Source organism: Bifidobacterium tibiigranuli (genome assembly GCF_009371885.1).
Classification (GTDB): Bacteria; Actinomycetota; Actinomycetes; order Actinomycetales; family Bifidobacteriaceae; genus Bifidobacterium; species Bifidobacterium tibiigranuli.
The window spans coordinates 158694-178855 of record NZ_QLZA01000001.1; the positions used below are offsets into that span (position 1 = coordinate 158694).

The 20162-nt window shown below is 59.2% G+C and carries 16 protein-coding genes and 1 tRNA gene; 11 read left to right on the forward strand and 6 right to left on the reverse strand.

Features of this window, described 5'->3' with window-relative positions:
• The first annotated feature begins 47 nt into the window (after positions 1-47).
• The gene (gene glgX, locus DDF78_RS00795) at positions 48-2168 is read left to right on the forward strand and encodes a glycogen debranching protein GlgX (protein ID WP_162000649.1); all 2121 of its coding nucleotides are present in this window, start codon (positions 48-50) and stop codon (positions 2166-2168) included.
• A 77-nt stretch (positions 2169-2245) separates the two neighbouring features.
• On the opposite strand, the gene DDF78_RS00800 is transcribed toward glgX, so the two are convergent.
• On the reverse strand, positions 2246-3535 hold the full coding sequence (locus DDF78_RS00800; RefSeq protein ID WP_237564505.1) for an ABC transporter permease: 1290 nt from the start codon (positions 3533-3535) through the stop codon (positions 2246-2248).
• A gap of 276 nt (positions 3536-3811) precedes the next feature.
• On the opposite strand from DDF78_RS00800, the gene DDF78_RS00805 reads away from it, so the two are divergent.
• A tRNA-Pro gene (locus DDF78_RS00805) sits at positions 3812-3885 on the forward strand.
• 177 nt (positions 3886-4062) lie between these two features.
• On the opposite strand, the gene DDF78_RS00810 is transcribed toward DDF78_RS00805, so the two are convergent.
• From DDF78_RS00810 to DDF78_RS00820, 3 genes are all read right to left on the reverse strand, one after another.
• Positions 4063-4866, reverse strand: a complete 804-nt coding sequence (locus DDF78_RS00810; RefSeq protein ID WP_152579856.1) for a M50 family metallopeptidase — start codon at positions 4864-4866, stop codon at positions 4063-4065.
• A gap of 120 nt (positions 4867-4986) precedes the next feature.
• The gene (locus DDF78_RS00815) at positions 4987-5553 is read right to left on the reverse strand and encodes an RBBP9/YdeN family alpha/beta hydrolase (RefSeq protein WP_152579855.1); all 567 of its coding nucleotides are present in this window, start codon (positions 5551-5553) and stop codon (positions 4987-4989) included.
• Positions 5554-5808: 255 nt separating this feature from the next.
• On the reverse strand, positions 5809-6177 hold the full coding sequence (locus DDF78_RS00820) for a hypothetical protein (RefSeq protein ID WP_152579854.1): 369 nt from the start codon (positions 6175-6177) through the stop codon (positions 5809-5811).
• Between the two features lie 209 nt (positions 6178-6386).
• Here DDF78_RS00820 and DDF78_RS00825 point away from each other — a divergent pair, with 209 nt between their 5' ends.
• The 9 genes from DDF78_RS00825 to aroA all read left to right on the forward strand — a co-directional run bounded on the left by DDF78_RS00825 (position 6387) and on the right by aroA (position 16470).
• The gene (locus DDF78_RS00825) at positions 6387-6740 is read left to right on the forward strand and encodes a VOC family protein (protein WP_152579853.1); all 354 of its coding nucleotides are present in this window, start codon (positions 6387-6389) and stop codon (positions 6738-6740) included.
• Between the two features lie 187 nt (positions 6741-6927).
• Positions 6928-7647: a sulfite exporter TauE/SafE family protein gene (locus DDF78_RS00830; RefSeq protein WP_162000633.1), complete on the forward strand. Its 720-nt coding sequence runs from the start codon at positions 6928-6930 to the stop codon at positions 7645-7647.
• Between the two features lie 78 nt (positions 7648-7725).
• Complete coding sequence (locus tag DDF78_RS00835) at positions 7726-8922, forward strand: PucR family transcriptional regulator (RefSeq protein ID WP_152579851.1); 1197 nt, start codon at positions 7726-7728, stop codon at positions 8920-8922.
• Positions 8923-9315: 393 nt separating this feature from the next.
• Positions 9316-10659, forward strand: a complete 1344-nt coding sequence (locus tag DDF78_RS00840; protein WP_152579850.1) for an aminotransferase class III-fold pyridoxal phosphate-dependent enzyme — start codon at positions 9316-9318, stop codon at positions 10657-10659.
• Positions 10660-10726: 67 nt separating this feature from the next.
• Positions 10727-11866 (forward strand): iron-containing alcohol dehydrogenase family protein, encoded by a 1140-nt coding sequence (locus tag DDF78_RS00845; RefSeq protein WP_152579849.1) that lies wholly within the window; start codon positions 10727-10729, stop codon positions 11864-11866.
• A gap of 86 nt (positions 11867-11952) precedes the next feature.
• Positions 11953-12771 (forward strand): ABC transporter permease, encoded by an 819-nt coding sequence (locus DDF78_RS00850; protein WP_202613155.1) that lies wholly within the window; start codon positions 11953-11955, stop codon positions 12769-12771.
• A 79-nt stretch (positions 12772-12850) separates the two neighbouring features.
• Positions 12851-13948 carry a taurine ABC transporter substrate-binding protein gene (locus tag DDF78_RS00855; RefSeq protein WP_202613156.1) on the forward strand — a complete coding sequence of 366 codons (1098 nt, stop codon included), beginning with the start codon at positions 12851-12853 and terminating at the stop codon, positions 13946-13948.
• Positions 13949-13983: 35 nt separating this feature from the next.
• Positions 13984-14829 carry an ABC transporter ATP-binding protein gene (locus DDF78_RS00860; RefSeq protein ID WP_202613157.1) on the forward strand — a complete coding sequence of 282 codons (846 nt, stop codon included), beginning with the start codon at positions 13984-13986 and terminating at the stop codon, positions 14827-14829.
• A 186-nt stretch (positions 14830-15015) separates the two neighbouring features.
• Complete coding sequence (gene aroA, locus DDF78_RS00865; RefSeq protein ID WP_202613158.1) at positions 15016-16470, forward strand: 3-phosphoshikimate 1-carboxyvinyltransferase; 1455 nt, start codon at positions 15016-15018, stop codon at positions 16468-16470.
• A gap of 371 nt (positions 16471-16841) precedes the next feature.
• On the opposite strand, the gene DDF78_RS00870 is transcribed toward aroA, so the two are convergent.
• Both DDF78_RS00870 and pta read right to left on the reverse strand, forming a co-directional pair.
• The gene (locus tag DDF78_RS00870; protein WP_152579846.1) at positions 16842-18071 is read right to left on the reverse strand and encodes an acetate/propionate family kinase; all 1230 of its coding nucleotides are present in this window, start codon (positions 18069-18071) and stop codon (positions 16842-16844) included.
• A 153-nt stretch (positions 18072-18224) separates the two neighbouring features.
• Positions 18225-19907: a phosphate acetyltransferase gene (gene pta / locus DDF78_RS00875; RefSeq protein WP_202613159.1), complete on the reverse strand. Its 1683-nt coding sequence runs from the start codon at positions 19905-19907 to the stop codon at positions 18225-18227.
• Positions 19908-20162 lie beyond the last annotated feature (255 nt).

A 20162-nucleotide genomic window follows, 5' to 3' on the forward strand; every position in this document is an offset into this window, starting at 1 on the left:
CACCGGCTTGTGCCATACTAGTGTCTATGCAAATCAGACCAGGTTCCATGTATCCGCTGGGCGCAAGCTTTGACGGTGCCGGCGTAAACTTCGCATTATTCTCTGAGGTGGCCGAGAAGGTCGAGTTGTGTCTCTTCGATGAGAACAACAACGAGACTCGCATTGAGATGACAGAACAGAACTCCTACATCTGGCATAACTATATTCCCAGCATCCAGCCAGGGCAGCGTTATGGCTATCGCGTCTACGGTCCGTACGACCCGGCCAACGGACTGCGCTGCAACCCGCACAAGCTGCTGCTTGACCCGTATGCGAAGGCGATCGAAGGCAATATCGACGGCGACGAAAGCCTGTATTCGTATCGTTTCGACCAATCCGACGACGTGACGACGATGAACACGCTCGATTCGGCCGACCACACGATGAAGGCGGCCGTGATCAACCCGTACTTCGATTGGGGCAGCGACCAGCTGCCGGACATCCCGTATCACGATTCGGTCATCTACGAGGCGCATGTGCGCGGCATGACCAATCTCAACCCCAACGTTCCCCCGGACTTGCGCGGCACCTATGCGGGGATGGCGTATCCCAGCGTCGTCGAATACCTCAAAAAGCTCGGCGTCACGGCCATCGAGCTCATGCCGATCCACCAGTTCATCAACGATCCCTTCCTGCAGCAGAAGGGCCTGAGCAACTACTGGGGCTACAACACCATCGGCTTCTTCGCGCCGCAGAACTCCTATTCCAGCTCCGGACAGCGCGGCGAGCAGGTTAACGAGTTCAAATCAATGGTCAAGGCCTACCATCGCGCCGGCATGGAGGTCATCCTCGACGTGGTCTACAACCACACGGCGGAAGGCAACGACAAAGGCCCTACGCTGAGCTTCAGGGGCATCGACAACGAGTCCTATTACCGCCTGGTCGACCATGACAAGCGGCATTACTTCGATACGACCGGCACCGGCAATTCACTGCTCATGCGCTCGCCGCACGCCCTGCAGCTCATCACGGATTCGCTGCGCTACTGGGTCACCGAAATGCACGTCGACGGTTTCCGCTTCGATCTGGCCGCCACGCTTGCCCGCCAGTTCCAGGAGGTCGACAAGCTTTCCGCATTCTTCGACATCGTGGAGCAGGATCCGGTCATCTCCCGCGTCAAACTGATCGCCGAACCTTGGGACTTGGGCTCCGGCGGCTACCAGATCGGCGGATTCCCTTCCAGCTGGTCCGAATGGAATGGCCGATACCGCGATTGCGTGCGCGATTTCTGGCGCTCGCAGCCCTCCACACTGCCTGAATTCACGAGCAGGCTGATGGGCAGCTCCGACCTCTACCAGGTGAACGGGCGTCGCCCGGTGGCTTCGGTGAACTTCATCACCGCGCACGACGGCTTCACCATGAACGACTTGGTGAGCTACGACTCCAAGCACAACGAGGCCAACGGCGAGGACAACCGCGATGGCGAGAGCAACAACCGCTCGTGGAACTGCGGGGTCGAAGGGCCGACCAACATCAATGATGTCAACGAGCTGCGCCAGCGGCAGATGCGCAATCTGTTCTCCACGCTGCTGGTGAGCCAGGGCATTCCGATGATCAGCGGCGGCGACGAGGTGGCGCGCACCCAGCAGGGCAACAACAACGCCTACTGCCAGGACAACGAGATCTCCTGGACGGACTGGGATCTTGACGAATCTCGGCAGGATCTGTGCAAATTCGTTTCCAAGCTCATTCACCTGCGGCTTGAGCACCCGGTGCTGCACCGGCGTCGCTTCTTCACCGGGCGCGGACCCAACGACGACAGCTCCACGATTCCGCAGGCGGAGTGGTTCGACCACACCGGTTCGATCATGGACATCGACGATTGGTCGAACACGCACGCCTTCTCCGTGATGCTCTTCCTCAACGGGTCGGACATCCCGGAAACCGACTGGTATGGCAACCAGATGGTCGACAACGATTTCATCCTGATCTTCAATGCCCACTACGAGCCGATCATGTTCACGCTGCCTGACGAGCAGTACGGCAGCAAATGGCAGCTCATCGTGGACACGCATAACCCCAATGGGCCGGAGCTAAGCTATGAGGCGGGCTTCTCCATCACCGCGCAGTCGCGCAGCTTCCTGCTGCTCATGAGCGCCAAGAAGCCCAAGCTGCCGCTTAACTTCTGAAGGCTTTCGTAGGAGGTTTTTGACAGGTGCCGAGGGAGGTAGCGTCTGCTGGGCGCTGTTTTTAGCGCTTTAGTGCCTTAGCGTTCCGCCGCGATGCGCGAGTTGAGCTGCTCCGGCGGAACGCTGCTGTCTGCGCTGGCGAGGTCGGTGGTGTCGGTGTTATCAGGATTGTCGGTGTTGTCACTGGCGCTATCGGTGTTGCTGATGCTGTCATTAGCGTTGGTGTCGCTGGTGTCGCCGAATGGGGCAGGCGGGTCGTTTGACGGCAGTATATCGCTGGCTTGGGTGTGCAGCAGCTGCGTCTGGATGCGGTCGGCCTCAATGGCGGCGATCTGACGCGAGAAGACGATGAACCAGCCCAGAAATAGCAGTCCTGCCAGCGCCTCCACATTCGTCAGCGTGTTATCCGCCCGCAGCCATTCGATTGCCGCGCCGGCGCATACGGCGATTGCCAGATCGGAAAGCAGATACATGGCGCGCGACAGCTGTGGCGCAATCCACGGCAGCCCGATGAGCAGCACCGTCATAATGCCCGGGAGACCGCGCGCGAAGACATTGTGGACAATAGGGTACGGCGTATAGCGAAACAGGCCGACTCCTATGAAGTCGATGCCGGAGAGCGTGAGCAGCGCGGCGAGACATGCGACGCGCGTTCTGAAGTGGGGGATGGCGTCGGTATGCCCGGGGGCATGCCCGTCAGACCATAGGCTGCGCATACGATAAGTGGTCACCAGTTCGGAGATCGAGAAGTAGCTGATGATAATGATGCAGATGCCAGCTAGAATCAGCGTGGAGTTGAACATGCGGGCGGCGAAGGTCGTGCGGTCGCCCAGCTGCGAGAAGTTGTTGTTGTACCAGTAAGGGTCGTCGCTGGTCAACCCTGCCGTGCTCACGCCGGACACCACGAAGAAAGGCAGCAGCGAGGCGAGTGTCTTCGCGTCCATCAGCGAAGCCTGCACGAAGGTCACATAGCCCGACACGCCGGCGAATCCGGCGCACAGCGCTGAAATATAGCCGATGAAAGAGCGTCCCATCAGCTCGTTGATGACGCCGAGCACCATGAACGTGACCAGAAACAGCGTGGCGGCGTAGACGACTGATAGTGCCAGGATCTCGATAAGTCTGCGCGTAACGACAAGCCAGCTGCGTCGACCTTTCAACGAGCGTGACTTGCCGGCATACGCTACGATGAACGACACCACGCCGCACGCGGCCACGATGCCCGAGAACACGGTGAAGAGTCTGCGGCTCACTTGCCAGATCGGCGGTGCCAACTGCAAGTACATCATCATGGCGATGCCGCCAATCAAGGCGCAGCACAGGAAGGACATGAGTCCCGCCGATTCCGCATGCTGATGCCGCCCCATAGCCGTTCTTTCCGTGCCCTTCCTACGTTTGCGCTGTTGCTTGCGTGTCGTGGTTACGCCGTGGTCTGTGCTCTGCTCCATATTCTGTCGTCTGCGTTGCAAGGCACACATTGGCGTAATGCGCCGCGCTGCCCGTGCGTCGCGTGCCCATTGTATCCGCCCGGTATGTACGAAGACAGGACGCGATGCCTATGCGTCCGACTCGTCAGGCTAACACGGGGGGTCATGCCCGGTCCAAGGCTACGATACAATAGAGAGCTGTGCCCGTTGGGCATTCGGGATGTAGCGCAGCTTGGTAGCGCGCCTGCTTTGGGAGCAGGATGTCGCAGGTTCAAATCCTGTCATCCCGACAAATCATCCTGTGGATGATTTGTAGCAGTGCGCGATGTACGAGCGCACGTCGCTGAGCACAGCGGCAGCCGCGGGCTGTCTCCATATTTTTTGAAAGCCCAGTGCGTTGTCCGTTATGAGAAGCGTAAGGATCCCATATCAGGATTCGACGTAATCAGATAAAACAAGCCGTTAGATTATTGAAGAATGCCCCGTCCCAATCCGTTTGGTGAGAATACGGCAGCAATACCGCCGGCATCTTGCGTCATCCAGTGCGCGGCGAGCCATAGAGTGCCGCAATCCAGCGCGAGCCACAGCAGTATCCACAGTGTCGCCGGAATGCCGGTATCCTGCGCCAGCATATCGGCGTCGGAATCGCGGGCACCACGCGCTGCCCTCTGACGATACAGCTCGAACAATGGGCGAATTGCCCCGAAACATAGAAACCAGACCAGCGTACAACCTGCATAGCTGCGCAGAATAGCGGCACCCCACCACGATATGACGATGGTCAGCGCCAGCGCGACGATAATGGCAGCGAAGCCGTACCCGTTACGAATACGCACAAGCATGAAGGCCAGCAGTACTACGAGCAGCCATAGCGCCGCAGTCGCGAATCCGTTCGCAACCAGCGCCGCGCAGCCCAATCCCCAGAGCGCAGGGGCGATATAGCCTGCGAAGGTCGTCAGAATCAGGCCGAGACCGCGGTCTCGGCCTGCGCTGACGGTGACGCCTGAGGTGTCGGCGTGCAAACGAATCGATTCGAGCTTGCGGCCGGTTAGTACGGCGATAAGCTCGTGCCCGCCTTCATGCGCGATGGTGATGGCGTTTCTCGTCACGCGCCACGCCGGGCCGATCAACACCGCGGCAAGCGCAATAAGCACGCACAACAGGGTTCCGTGCGCGTCGAGCGGCGGCAATCGAGTCGTTGAGGAGACCCATATCGATTGCAGCGCGCCGCCCAGCTTGGAGCCTTCGTTTTGGAAAAGAGCGAACATCATAGGGCCATTGTGTCATGCGAAATTGGGATTAGCTGTGTGCGACCGCCTGAAAGAGCCTGCCTGCAGATGCGCGCAGCTGGCGGAGAGCGGAATCTCAAGCTCGCCGAGAGTTATGGCCGTTTACTGTCCGTCCGAAACGGTCACAAACTCCCGCAGAATCGTTTCGACGATGGGAAGCTTTGTGTAGCCCTGTTCCCAGTTCAGATGCTTGCCTTCGGGCAGCAGCATGAAGGGCGCGTGCAGGTGGCGAGCGAGCGTTTGCGAGTAGACGAACGGCACCACGTCGTCATCCATGGCGCTGACCACCGCTGCATGGGCGATTTTCGGCAGCACCTTGGCATAATCGATGGGCGTTTTGGTGAAATCGTCGAGGGTCGGAATGGTACTTAGCGGCTCATCGAAGCCCGACACCAGAATAAGGTTGACGTCATGCAAATCATGCTGTTCCACGAATCGCACGGTTTGGATGCATCCGAGGCTGTGACCGACGATGGTGAACCCGGATGCCTGCTGAATCTGTGCGTCACACGCCACATCCCATGCCTGCGGCGTCGGATGGGACGGATCGGGCAGATTCAGCACTTCGACATCAAGTCCCAATGCTGTGCCGACATCCTGCTTGAGCCAAGGGAACCAGTTGGCCTGTGGATTCGATTCGAAGCCGTGAACCACGTAGACGTCCGCCATGCAATGTCGCCTTTCCTTAAGTGGGCATACTCCAACGTATCAGCCTCAAGCATACCGCCATGTTGTTGCTGAATCAGGGAGTGCCTTGACATGTTCGTCTCGCAGCGGATTTAAGTATATCGGCTGTGGGCCGGCTGCGGATCGTCGGCATCGATATCAAGAAGTCCTGGTAATTACGGCTATTTCGCTTGAGTGAGTCCGAAATTCCGAATTTTTCCTCGTGATATAGACAGACGGGCCGTTCGTCTCGGCATATCACCGAGCGGTTGCAGCCGAGCGCAGCACAGCTGGCTTCGGGAATGGCAGTGTCCATGCGGTGGATGGCGCGTCGATGGCACCGTAGTCCTCGGATTTGACCTCGATGGAGCTGGGGGAGGCATTGACGATGCGAACGGGAACCCATTCGCCTGCCTCGGTCAGCATGTCATATGGCTCAAACAGATACGACAGGCCAAGTTCGTCAAGACACCGCTCGGCTTCCATCCAGTCCACGGGCCCGGTTCGGCGCTCGCCCAGCAGATCGATGGCGACGAAGCCATCGCCTTCTGGCACAATCCAGCCCAAGCGTTCATGGTCGCCTTCGCGTCGGTATTCGATCCAATCGGTGCCTATGCCTGCATTCATGCCGATAAGCTATCACATCCATCTGGATCAGAACCATCAATCCTCTTGTGCGCACCATCAATCAAAAAAAGTTTTACCAGTAGACTGATAAAACCTCTCTAATTGGGAAAGTCCTATCAGTAGACTGATAAAACTTTTTGGATTCAAGACCATCGCTATGCTGAATGCCGGAGCTAATGTACAACAATGCTCGAGAAAGGAAGCCGACCATGAACCGCAGCAATATCGTCAGCGTGCTTGCACGCGTGTATGTGGATGACATCGAGAAGGCGCTGCCATTGTATGAGCGATTGTCTGATGGGGAGATTCCGCAGCGTCTCGATTTTGGCGAGGTTCGGCTGGCGAAGGTGGGCGCTTTCCTGCTTGTTCAAGGCGCGTCGGATGAGGTGCGCTCTCATGCGGCCACGGTGAATGTCCGTGATATCCGGCAGGTTGTTGAGGCCATTCGGGCCGCGGGCGGCGAGCTGCTGGAAGGGCCGGCTTCCGGGCCTAATGGCGCACGGCTGATCGCCCGGCATCCTGACGGCACGGTGCTCGAATACATCGAGACCGGGGAACTCTAAAGCATACATATGTTCGGCGTTGTAGCGATGACATGACGCGACACATGTAGCGAATAAGTGCCGCTACACAGACAAAGACGCCTGTGCGCTCGTAATCGCGTTTTTACATTGGGTCTGTATCGTGCGTATTCGTGCAGGTGACTCGTGGGCAGACAAGGCTGCGGACGACCTCATGAAGGAGGTGGACGTGAGCAGTACGATGCGCGATGCGTTGTTCCTGGCGGTGCTGTTTGCTACGAATGTCATCCAGGCGATCACGGGATTCGCGGGAACAGTGCTGGCCATGCCCGCCTCGATGCTGTTGATAGGCACGGGCGAGGCCCGCGTGATACTCAACGCAATGGCGTTCGCGTCCTGCTTGTGGATCGGCATACAGGATCGTCGGCACATCCGGTGGCGTGAGCTCGCTCGCATTGTCGGTTTCATGGCGATTGGTATGGCTGTTGGCATCCTGCTATATGGAGTGCTGCCCCTCGCTCCCATGCAGAAGGCATATGGGATTTTCATCATTCTCGTGGCGGTGCGCGGTCTGTTCTTCTCCGAGCGCGCCAATCCACGCCGGTGGGTTCTTATCGCGATTCTGTTGCTGGCCGGAGTCGTGCATGGGCTGTTCGTATCCGGGGGAGCACTGCTAGTGATGTATGCCGTGGTCGTGCTGCGCGACAAAAACGAATTTCGGGCGACCGTCTCCTGCGTGTGGGTGGTGCTCAACGCTTTCATGGGTGCGCAACAAGTTGTGGCCGGCGAATGGAATGAGCATGCGCTGATGCTGGCGGCCCTGGGGCTGCCATTGCTTGCAGTGTCGATAGTCGTGGGCAATCGGCTGCAGCAGCGCATCAGTCAGCATGCGTTTCTGCTGCTGACCTATGTGCTGCTTATTATCTCCGGCATCTCGATTGTGCTGTGAGCGTCTTGCGCCGGCAAGGTGGCGCCGGACGGAGGGCAGACGAGAGTCTCGAAAAGAGCAGAAAAGGAGCATCTGGCTATGACGGTTCGATTGAAGGAATTGTACGAGCAGGCGCTGGCGCAGGGCCATGACATCGTGCTGGTGACCGGCTCGAAAGGGCTGGAGCGCCCGGTGCGATGGGTGCATATGGTGGAGAACGAGGAGATCGCCGGCTTCCTGGAGGGCCAGGAGATTGCCTTTACCACGGGCATCGGCCTGGAATCGCAGGCGGACCTCAAGGAGCTGGTCGCCAGCGCCTACCACTGCGGGGCCAGCGGCATCGTCATTAACCTCGGCCCGTTCATCCACTCGATCGGCCCCGACGTCATCCAATTCTGCAAGGAGCGCGACTTCCCGCTGTTCCGGGTCCCGTGGAGCGAGCATATGGCGCAGATCATGCACCAGTTCAGCCTCGACATCACCATGAGCGAAAAGCACAGCATCGAGCTCGCCGCGGCTTTGGAGAACGCCATCTTCTGGCCCGCGCGCGAGGAGATGTACATGGAGTACATGGAGCAGGACGGCTTCGGCAAGGACTGGAACTACTGCGTCGCCGTGTTCGATGTATGCTCCGTGGCACGAGGCGTCGCGACCGGGGCCCACGTACCCGATTCGCGGCTCGATGCCTTTGTGCGCCAGATCGAATCCCTGATGACAATGCGGCAATGGCGCTCGGTGGTGCTCACAATCGAGCACCGCATCGTGTTGGTGTTTGCGCGATACGCGATTGACGCTGTCGCCGCGATGGTGCATGAGATACTTGCGCTTTGCGTCGAATCGCTTGCGGAGAACGAGCAGATCTTCGCAGGGGTCGGCAAGGTCACGCATTCCGCGCGGTGCATCGGCAAAAGCTACCATCAGGGGCTTATGCTCGACAGGCTGCAGCGGCACCGTGGTAAGCCACGCGACCCGCTGTTTTATGACGAGGCAGGCGTCGACAGGCTGCTGCTCTCAATCGATGACCAGGAAATCCTCGAGGACTACTACATCAACAGCATCGGCCCGCTCATCGAGTATGACCGGGTGAATGACGGCGACCTGACGCAGGTGCTGAATAACTATCTGAGTTCGAGCGGCAGCATCAAGGAAACCAGCGAACGCATGTTCGTGCATAGGAACACCGTGAACTACAAGATCAGCAAGATACAGGACCTTCTGGGCGTGAACCTCTCCGATTTCTCGGTGCGAATGGAGCTGCTCATCGGGCTGCACGTCAAGGAGCTGCTCGACTGCTGAGAGCAGACACGAACGGCTGAAATGAGCCAAAAAGCCTGAGAGCAAGCTGTAAATGACCGTTGAACAGAGCTGCCGCAAGCCTTCTCGTTCCTTTCTTTCCAGACCCGCACAAACCGCCTTCAGGCCGCAGCCAAAGCCGCAATCAGAGCGGCAGCCATGACCACCGTCAGCACTGCGGCACCATTTGTTTCTTTATGCTGGAGCACAAAGAGTCTCGTGCGCTGGCGCATTGCTGGCTGAGTATCACCTCCATAGACTGCTAGATAAGACCCACGGAGATAAGCAATACAAGCTCCTCACGGTCAGATGACAACCGCTTCGCACGGACTGTATTCGTGCATCAGCAACGTATTCGTTGATGGCGCGGCCCGCTCTCACAAAGGAAGGAACGCAATGGAGGAACTGACAGGAGAACAGGTGGTCCAGATGCACCGCGAGCATGTGATGCAGCCCTGGCATAAGCAGGGAGGCGACGTCACGGCGATTTCCAAGGCCGACGGCATCTACTTCTGGGATTATGCGGGAAAGCGCTACGCCGACATGTCCTCGCTGCTGGTGTGTTCGAATCTGGGCCATGAGCTGCCCGAGATCGTCAATGCCATAAAGACACAGGCCGACCGGATATGCTTCATGTCGCCTGCGTACGCTACCGAGCCGAAATCCCGCCTGGCCGAAAAGCTGGTCGAAGTGGCGGGAGCCGACTTCTACCAGCGCGTGTTCTTCACCAATGGCGGCGCGGACGCGAATGAGAACGCCATCAAAATGGCCCGCATGGTCACCGGCCGTGCGAAGATCCTGAGCTGCTATCGCAGCTACCACGGCGCCACATACGCCGCTTCGAACGCCTCGGGCGACTGGCGCCGCTTCGCCGCCGAAACCGGCGGATCGCTGCCGGGATTCGTGCACTTCATGAACGCGAACATGTACGAGAACGGCTACACGCGCGGCGTTGATGACGCGGCGGTGACCGCCGATTATCTGCAGCGTCTCGACGAGCAGCTGCAGTACGAAGGCCCGACGAGCGTCGCCGCGATCATCCTGGAAAGCGTGGTGGGTGCCAACGGCGTGATTCCGCCGCCGAAGGGATATCTGGAAGGCATCCGCGCGCTGTGCGACAAGTACGGCATCATGATGATCTGCGATGAGGTCATGTCTGGCTTTGCCCGCACGGGCAAGATGTTCGCCTGGCAGAACTTCGACATCAAGCCTGACATGTTCAGCTTCGCCAAAGGCGTGACTTGCGGCTATGTGCCGCTGGGCGGAGTGGTGGTCTCCAAGGCCATCTCCGACTACTTCTGCGACAACGTGCTGCAATGCGGCCTGACCTACTCCGGCCATACGCTGGCCTGCGCCGCCGGCGTCGCCACGATGGACTACTACGCCGAACATGATGTGTGCGCGCATGTCATGGAGATGGAAGCCATCTTGAAGCCCTACCTCGAAAGCATGCAGGCCAAGCACCGCTGCGTAGGCGAGGCGCGCTGCATCGGCCTGTTCGCCGCGCTCACTATCGTGAAGAACAAGGAGACCCGCGAGCTGATGTCGCCGTATCACGACGCGCATTCGGTGATGCCCACCATCATGGGCAAGCTCATGGAGAAGGGATTCGCCACCTTCGGGCGCGAAAGCAACATCAACGTCTGCCCGCCGCTGACCATCACCGAGGAGCAGCTACGCGAGGAGCTTCCCAAGCTCGACGAAGTGCTCACATGGGTCGATGAGAACCTGTGCGACTGACGGCCAATAGCAACGACAACGTTGAGATCTACAACGTTGAAATCACCACAACTAAGGAGGTGAGACGATGAACTGGGACTATGCACAGCCGGTGGCCATCCGCTTCGGCAAAGGCCGCGCCACGGAAGTCAACGACGTGGCCGCCTCGATGGAGCTGCATAATGGTCTGCTGGTGACCACGCCATCCTTCGTGCGCAACGGACAGGCGCAGCGCTTGGTCGATGCCAGCAATGGCATGCTGACCACGGTGTTCTCGCAGTTCTCGCCCAACCCCGATGTCACGGAAGTCGACGCCTGCGCCACGGCGATCAAGGCCAACGGCTGCGAATTCGTGGTCGCCTTGGGCGGCGGCAGCGCGATGGACCTCGCCAAAGCGGCGGCCAGCATCTGCATGGTCGATGAATCCATCGCGCAATACCACGGCACCGACAAGACCTTGCCGGGCGAGCACTTGCCCTTGATTGCCCTGCCTACCACGGCGGGAACGGGAAGCGAAGTCACCTGCGTATCCGTGCTCACCAACCGCGCGCTGGGCAAGAAAGCGCCGATCGTCTCAGACGGGTTCTACCCCAGCGTGGCGATCGTCGACCCCGAGCTCACCTATTCCGTGCCGCCATATGTCACGGCGTGCACCGGCATGGATGTGCTCAGCCAGGCAATCGAAGGATTCTGGAGCAAGGGCCACCAGCCGATATGCGACGCCTGCGCGCTGCATGCGGCCAAACTCGTGTTCCAGTATCTGCTCATCGCCGCCGCTCATCACGACGACGAGGCTACATACATAGAGGCGCGGGAGAAGATGTGCGAGGCCTCGATCATCGCCGGCCTGGCATTCACCCTGCCCAAGACCACCTCTTCGCACGCCTGCTCCTTCCCGCTCACGAACCTCTACGGCATCCCGCACGGCGAGGCATGCGCACTGACGCTAGATTATTTCGCCAGAATTAATCAGGACGCCCAAGGCGGCCGAGTACAGGAATTCGCCCGGGCGCTTGGCTTTGCAAATGCCAGTGCCATGGCGGATGCAATTTACAAGCTCAAAGCGAGTCTGGGCTTGCGCACCGATTTGAGGGACCTGTCCCTTGGCGACGAGCAGATAGCCGAGTTGGTGCGCATCAGCAGACATCCTAACTTGTACAACAATCCGGTTGAAATCAGCGATGACATGCTTGACGCAATGTATCGTAGCTTGGCCGGCATCGGTTAACTCCGATTGCCGGGATAGGAAACAAGCGGCCCGGCGATCTTACAGGAAGCAATCCAATGAGAAAGACGGGAACGATGAAACAGCGAATGCTATCAACAATTGCCAATGGTTCACGTAGACTTCAGTCGATTATCTCGCTGATTCTGCTTATTGTCGTCTGGTGGGCGGTCACTGCCGCCAAGCTGGTCAACCCTCTGTATCTGCCAAGTCCAGGCGCTGTGTGGGGTGCACTAGTCGAATCAAACAACTGCCACCCCATCACGCAGGGGTCAAGCAAAATCGTATGCGGCGAGCAGGAATACTTCCTCTGGCAGCATCTGCTGGCCAGTCTGCAGCGCATCGGCGTTGGCATGGGATTCGCGATTCTCGCCGGCGTGCTGCTGGGATTCGTGCTCGCATCGGTGATTTGGCTCAATCGCATCGTCATGCCTTATGTCAATTTCATTCGCGCGCTGCCGCCACTGGGCTATATCGGCTTGCTTATCGTCTGGTTCGGCATCGGTGACACTTCGAAGATATGGCTGCTGTTCCTCGCAGCATGCCCGCCCATCGTCTTGGCAACGGTGGAGGGAATCTCCGGGGTGAGCACAGATCGCGTCAATTCAGCGAAATCATTGGGTGCCGGCACGCTGCAGACCTTCATTCATGTGGTATTTCCCAGCACGCTGCCGTCGATCATGAGCGGCATCAGGCTGGCCGTCGGATTCACATGGACCACAGTCGTCGCGGCCGAGCTGAACAACGGCATCCCCGGCATCGGCGCACTTGCCTACCTGTCTGGCACGCAGCTCAACACTCCGCTAACCATCGCCTGCATCATCGTCATCGGCGTTGCGGCCTTCGCCCTTGATGGGCTGATCGTACTGCTCACGCGGATGGTCACCCCATGGGTCGGCAGGGAATGAGAGACAAGTCAGCACAGGCCAAATCAGTCAAATCAGCACAACCGGTTATGTATTCATCGATTCAAAAAAGGACATGATTATGAAACGCAAGACAACGGTATTCGTAAATTCACGAAGCGCATGGGCCAAGGGCATCTCGGTCGCGGTGAGCGCCATGCTCGTTAGTACACTTGGAGCATGCGGGGCGATGCAGAAGGCCGACCAGCTTTCCGGCGCATCCGGGGCATCAGCTGAGAAATGCCCCGTTGCAGTCAATAAGGACGTCAAAGGCACCATTCGCATCGCTTGGCAGGCCATCGCGAATGCCGATCTCATCGTCAAGGATCGTAAAATGCTCGAAACCTGCATGCCGAATGCGACCATCCAATGGAATCAGTTCAACTCCGGCGGCGATGTCGTCCAGGCGTTCGGCTCGCGTTCGGTCGATCTGGGACTGGCCGGCTCAAGCCCGGCCGTGAAGTCGGTGTCGGCTCCGTTGAATCTCAATGTCAAGGTCCTGTGGATTCATGACATCATTGGCGAGGCGGAGTCCTTGGTAACTCGCGACTCGTCAGCCAAGTCGATCAAGGATCTCGCCGGCAAGAACATCGCTGTGCCCTTTGGCTCGACTTCGCATTTCAGCCTGCTGTCCGCGCTCAGCCAGGCAGGCATGGACTCGTCAAGCGTCCACCTCATCAACCTCGACCCCGATAAAATGGCTGCGGCTTGGAGCCGTGGCGAGATAGACGCGGCATGGGTGTGGGACCCAGTGCTGTCCAAGCTCAAGGCAGACAAGGGCTCTATGGTGACGTCGAGTGCGGTAACAGCTAAGAACGGTGCCGCGACCTTCGATATGGAACTGGTTTCAGGTGACTTCATCAAGGCCAATCCCAGCGCTGTCAAGACCTGGACCGCAGTCGAAAACTATGCGGTTGGCATGATTGCCAGCAACCCCTCCAGCGCTGCGGACTCGATATCGGCGCAGCTTGGCAATAGCCCTGAGGAAGTCAAAACTCAGTTCAAAGGTTATTCCTACCCGAACGCCTCCGAACAGTCCAAGATATTCTCCGACCAGCTTCCCGGCATCTTCAAGGCAACTGCGCAATTCCTCAAAGGTCAAGGCGACCTTGACGCTGTGAACGACGACTATGCGCCAGCGCTCTACACAACGGCGATTGATGCGGTGGCGAAGCAGTAGCGGCTGCATCGGCACGATACGAAAGGAGCATCACGATGAGTGAACAGACGATGGCTTGGGACGAGCTGACCGAGCGCACTGCGATGAGCAAGCAGGGGATTGCTGCCGATATTCGAGGACTCCAACAGCGATTCACCACACAGGAAGGAGATGAGGTCATTGCGCTGCACGACATCAATCTGCAGATCAAGGAGCATGACTTCATCTGCGTCGTCGGCCGCTCCGGATGCGGCAAAACCACATTGCTCAATGCCTTGGCGGGTTTCGAGAAACCGACTGAGGGAGAAATCATCTTCCGCGGCGCCAAGGTCGAAGGGCCGAGTCCCCGTCGTGGCGTGGTATTCCAGAAGCCGCCGCTCTATCCGTGGCTTACCGTGCGCGACAACGTGGAGTTCGGCATGAAGATGCAGAATGTGAAGAAGGACGAACGGAAGGAGCGGGCCGAACAGTATCTAGAGTTGGTCGGTCTCAAGGATGCCGCCGATCGTCGACCTTACGAGCTCTCCGGAGGTATGCAGCAACGTGCGCAAATCGCCAGAGTACTCGCCACCGACCCGGATCTCATCCTGATGGACGAGCCGTACGGGGCGCTGGATGCCTTGACGCGCGAGCGGCTGCAGAATGAATTGCTGCGCATCTGGGAGGACCATAAGAACACGGTGTTCTTCATCACCCACAGCGTTGACGAGGCGATTTTCCTCGCCACGCGGGTCATCGTCATGACTGCGCACCCTGGAACCATCAAAATGGATATCCCCATCGACATTCCTCGTGATACTGCGAATCCCGAGGATATGGAGAAGGTGCGTTCCGACCCGCGCTTCGTGGAGCTGCGGGAGCGTATCACCGAAGCCATCTACGAACAGGATGACCAGCAGTAGTCAAGATTGGTGTGGATGCTCGTTTCAGATTGTGCCGCGAGCATCACACTAATTGCTCCGAGAGCATTATAGACAGCAGCCCAATCCCCAGCGGTGGCGTACCAACTTTCTGGTGCGTCATCGCGCTGCGTTTCAATGCATTGCCGCTGGTCGTCCATGTAGCGTTCTGCCGATACGATGGCTGACATGACAAGTTCTGCAACGTCTTTTCCTGATCCCTGGCCTGCGCCGCGTGCGCTGCATCCGCTCGACGCCGTTGTCGAGGTGCCGGGCAGCAAATCGCTGTCGAACCGCTATCTGGTGCTGGCGGCGTTGGGGACCCGGCCGGTCACGCTGAAGGGCCTGCTGCGCTCGCGCGATACAGAGTTGATGATGGCGGCTTTGGAGCGGCTCGGAACCAAGTGCGAGTCACTGAACGATGACGGTACGACAGTGCGGGTCACGCCGCCAGTTAGCGGTGCTTTTCATGGCAATGTGACGGTCAATTGCGGGCTGGCTGGCACGGTGATGCGCTTCGTCCCGTGCCTAATACTGTTCGCGGATGGGCCGGTTCGCTTCGACGGTGATGAACAGGCGTACGCACGGCCTATGCAGCCGGTGCTCGACGGGCTTGAGCAGCTGGGCGCTCGCATCGAGTACCACGGCGAGCGTGGATTCCTGCCGTTTACAATCACTCCGCCACTGTGGGACGGCGAAGATTCTGCCAGTAGTGCAGGTGACAGCGAGAGTCGCATGGCGCATATCGCCATTGATTCCTCGGCTTCCTCTCAGTTCATCTCGGGTCTGTTGCTCGTTGCTTCGCGTCTGCCGCATGGTTGCGAACTCGTGCATACTGGCGAAAAACTGCCCAGTATGCCGCATATCCGCATGACCATGGAAGACGTGAACCGTGCCGGAGGGCATATCGAGATGCCGCAACCGGGCCATTGGATTATCGGGCCTGCGGGACTCGCGCTGCCTCATGAAGTCGTCGTGGAGCCCGATCTGTCCAATGCGGCGCCGTTCCTGGGCGCGGCGATGATTGCCGGTGGCTCGGTCAGCGTGCCGCGCTGGCCGAAGGAGACCGCACAGCCGGGCGGACTGCTGCCCGCGCTGCTGCAGCGCATGGGCGCATCCGTGAGCTGGGACGGGAAGCCATGGCCTGCCGGCAGCCTAGTCGATAGCGACAGCAACAGCCCCAACAGCACTGGTTTCGCCGACGACGCTCCGGCTGCCGCACTGCTGCGTGTCACTGGCACTGGTACGATTCATGGACTCGGCCAGTACGACTTGAGCGCGGCGGGGGAGATTGCGCCGAGTATCGCGGCGCTGTGTGCGCTGGCGGATGCGCCGACCGCTCTGGTGGGCATCGGCCATCTGCGCGGTCATGAGACGAACCGGCTGCAGGCGCTCGTCACCGAGATTGAGCGTATAGGCGGCACGGCCCATGAATTGGCTGACGGCATCGAAATCACCCCGGTGGCGAAAAACCAGCTTCAAGGTACGATAATCCAGACCTACGCCGACCATCGCATGGCGACTTTCGCAGCCATGCTCGGACTGGCTATTGACGGCATCGATATCGTGAACATCGCCACCACACGTAAAACTCTGCCCGATTTCACCGGCATGTGGACGAGCATGCTCCAGGCCAGAGGCTAGACGCGCCTTAGCTTTGGGATGCAACGGAGCACGGTGTCACAAACCCCGCACTAAGTCGCACCTACTGCGGTCGCTGCGTCGTGTGAACGCCGTCATACGTCACAATCCCCGCATTACCTTGACTCTTATGCGGGCCTTGTGTCATATAACCGCCGGAATACGTCACAAGGCCCGCACCACATTCGTGATAGTGCGGGCCTTGTGACGTATGATGGGCTCTCCGAGTTATAAGGCTTATAAGCTAACCCGTGCGTATACGTGCATATATGAATGAGGGGCCACACAATGTGAGACCCCTCATTCATCAATCATATATACAGCTCACATGCATGCAGCTCAGCCGAGCTGTATCAGCAAACGTTCACAGTGCGTCAGCGTGTGAACACGTTGCCGTAGGAATCCTTGCCGGCTTGGGCAAGAGCTGCGGACTTGCGTGCGATGGCGAGCTCTTCGTTCGTCGGGATGACGGCGACGATAACCGAGCTGTCAGGCGTTGAGATGATGCGCGGATCCTTGGAGCGGGTGGCGTTCTTCTCAGCGTCGAGCTTGACGCCGAAGGGCGCGAGCTTGTCGCATACGGCAGCGCGGACGATATCATCGTTCTCTCCGACGCCGGCGGTGAAGGTCAGCACGTCGAGGCCGCCCAGTTGCGCGGTGTAGTTGCCGATGTAGCCGACGATACGGTGGATGTAAACGTCGAGCGCCAGCTTGGCGTTCTCGTCGCCCTCGGCAATGAGACGGTGGACTTCACGCAGATCGCCGAAGCCGGTCATGCCCATCATGCCGGAGCGCTTGTTGAACAGCGTGTCCAGCTCGTCGACGTTCATATGGGCGTTGCGAATCAGATGGAAGACCACAGCCGGGTCGATGTCGCCGGTGCGGCCGCCCATGACCAGGCCCTCAAGCGGGGTCAGACCCATTGAGGTGTCGATCGGACGGCCGGAGATCTGCGCAGAGGCAGAAGCACCGTTGCCGACGTGCAGCACGATCTGCTTCAAGCCTTCGGCGGGCTTGCCGACGACTTCGGGAACCACGGAGCCGATGTACTCGTGTGACGTGCCGTGCGCGCCGTAGCGACGGATATGGTATTTGTCGGCAATGTCCTTGTTCAGCGCGTAGGTGCTGGCTTCCTTGGGCAGCTGGAAGAAGAAGGAGGAATCGAAGACGAAGACCTGCGGCACGTCGGGCAGCAGTGCGCGCATGACTTCGGCGCCGATTGCCTCGGGGCCGTTGTGCAGCGGCGCGAGTACGGCGAGGTCCTTGACCTTGCCAATGGTCTTGTCATTGACAAGTGCGGGCTGCGGGAAGACCGAGCCACCCTGGACCACGCGGTGGCCGACGGCGACGATGCCGGCTTCCTCCAGCTTGGGGCCGTACTCGCCGAAGAGATCGAGGACGCGCTTGAGACCCTGCTCGTGATCGTGGATGGGCTCTTCCAGCTCATGCTTTTCGCCATTGAATTCATGCTTGTAGTGACCGTCGATCGGCTCGCCGATCTTTTCGACCAGGCCCGAGGCCAGGCCTTCGCCGGTTTCCAGATCCACCAGCTGATACTTGATCGAGCTGGAACCGGAATTGATGACAAGGACGGTTTTCGCCATTGTGGGCTTCCTCCATGTTGTTGGTATGCTGTGTTGCGTGCGCTCCGTGCGGATGCGCATCTACCGCGCTTGATATTACTCGGCAGCGGCTACAAAATGCTTACAAAGTGGCCGCAAAGCGACTATGCAATAGCTACACATGACGCGGTCCGTCTATTGCTGCGCTTCAACGGCCGTCAGAGCCACGGTGTTGACGATATCCTCGACCAAAGCGCCGCGTGACAGGTCGTTGACCGGCTTGTTCAACCCCTGTAGCACCGGCCCGATGGCGATGGCGCCAGACGTGCGCTGCACGGCCTTGTAGGCGATGTTGCCTGCGGCGAGGGACGGGAAGACGAAGACGTTGACGTGCCCGGCGACTTCGTTGCCTTTGGCTTTCGACGCAGCCACGGTGGGGGACCATGCGGCGTCGAATTGAATCGAGCCGACGACCGGGAGCTCAGGAGCCTTCGCCTTGACGAGGGCCGTGGCCTGCTCGACCAGATCGACGTCCGGGCCTTTGCCTGAGCCGAGCGTCGAATAGCACAGCATACCCACCTTGGGGTCGATGCCGAAGGCTTTGGCGGTTGCGGCGGATTGGATGGCGATGTCGGCCAGTTGGTCGGCGCCCGGGTTGGTGTTGATGGCGCAGTCGGCGAAGAGCGCGACGTGATCCTTGAAGCACATGAGGAACGCGCCGGATACCAGCGAGGTGCCGGGCTTGGTCTTGATGACCTGCAAAGCGGGGCGCACGGTGTTGGCGGTGGAATTGATGGAGCCGGAAACCAGCCCATCGGCCTTGCCGAGCACCACGAGCATCGTGCCGAAGTAGCTCGCATCACGCAGCTGCTCGCGTGCCTGTTCCTCGCACATGCCCTTCTTGGCGCGCAGCTCGCACAGTTTGTCAACCATCGGCTTCAGGACCGTCTCATCGTCCATAGCCTGGTACGCAGCCTTGTCGAGCGATGTAAGGCCAAGTTCCTCGCCTCTGGCAAGGATGGATTCTTTATCGCCCACGATGATGAGATTGACGATATCGCGTTCCAGCAGATAGTCGGCCGCCTTGAGAATGCGGTCTTCGGAGCCTTCGGGCAGCACGATGGTCTTCTTGGCCATCTTGGCTTTGGCGAGCAGTTCGTTCTGGAAGGCGTACGGCGTGGTCGGCGCTGCGAACGGAGCAGCCAATGCGGCCAGAATCTCATCGGCCGGCGCATTGCGTGCGAAAGCCTGCTCGACCTTGGCTGCGGCCTGCGGGTCGTCATCGTCCGGGAAGCTCATTTTCGGCAGCGTCCACACGGGCACAGGGCAATTCACCAGCGCCGCCTTGGCGTCAGCGGCCTTGTCGCCGGTGCAGCCGGTCACGAATACGCCGGCGACCTGTGAGCCGGCCTGTTCCACGGTCTGCGTGCAGGCTTCTATGGTCTGCCTTACCTGCTTGCCATTGCGTGGAATCGTGCAGATCGCCAGAAACACCGGGGACTTCAAGTCGGCTGCGATCTGAGCGTTGAGCACGAAGCCCTCCGGATCGAAGACCTCGGACTTGTCGGATCCGACAACGACCATGGCTTCGGCCTGCGCAGCCTGTGCGGCGCGGCCGTAAGCGGCTACGATATCGCCACGTGCCCCGGCCTTGTCTCGACATGCCTGGCATGGGCATACGCCTCGCACGTCTTCAATGCGTTGTTCGGCATTCGCGCCGTCAAGCAAGGCCTGTGTGAATGTTTCTTTTCTGCATGCTACAGGGCGGAATATGCCAGTGCGGCAATGCGAGGCAAGAGCTCTGACTACGCCGTAGGCCGCGACATTGCGGCCATTGGCCCCCTCGGGGCTGGCGATGGTGATGATGGTGTGGGACACGATGAATACTCCTTGGTGTGCATCGGACGAGGCGCCATGACACATTCGCCGCATTCATTGCAATCATGCGGATGCGTATGTCGCTCGCACCTATTGTAGATGGGGGAGAAGGCATCAGTGTTCCATAGCCGTCGTGTTGGCGTGTCTGCTTGGAAACGCGTGCAACGCAAGGGGTAGCACCACGCCACGAAGGAGACAAGGAAATACAAAAGTGGGGCACCAGGTTTCCCTGATGCCCCACTTACGAATCAGCAA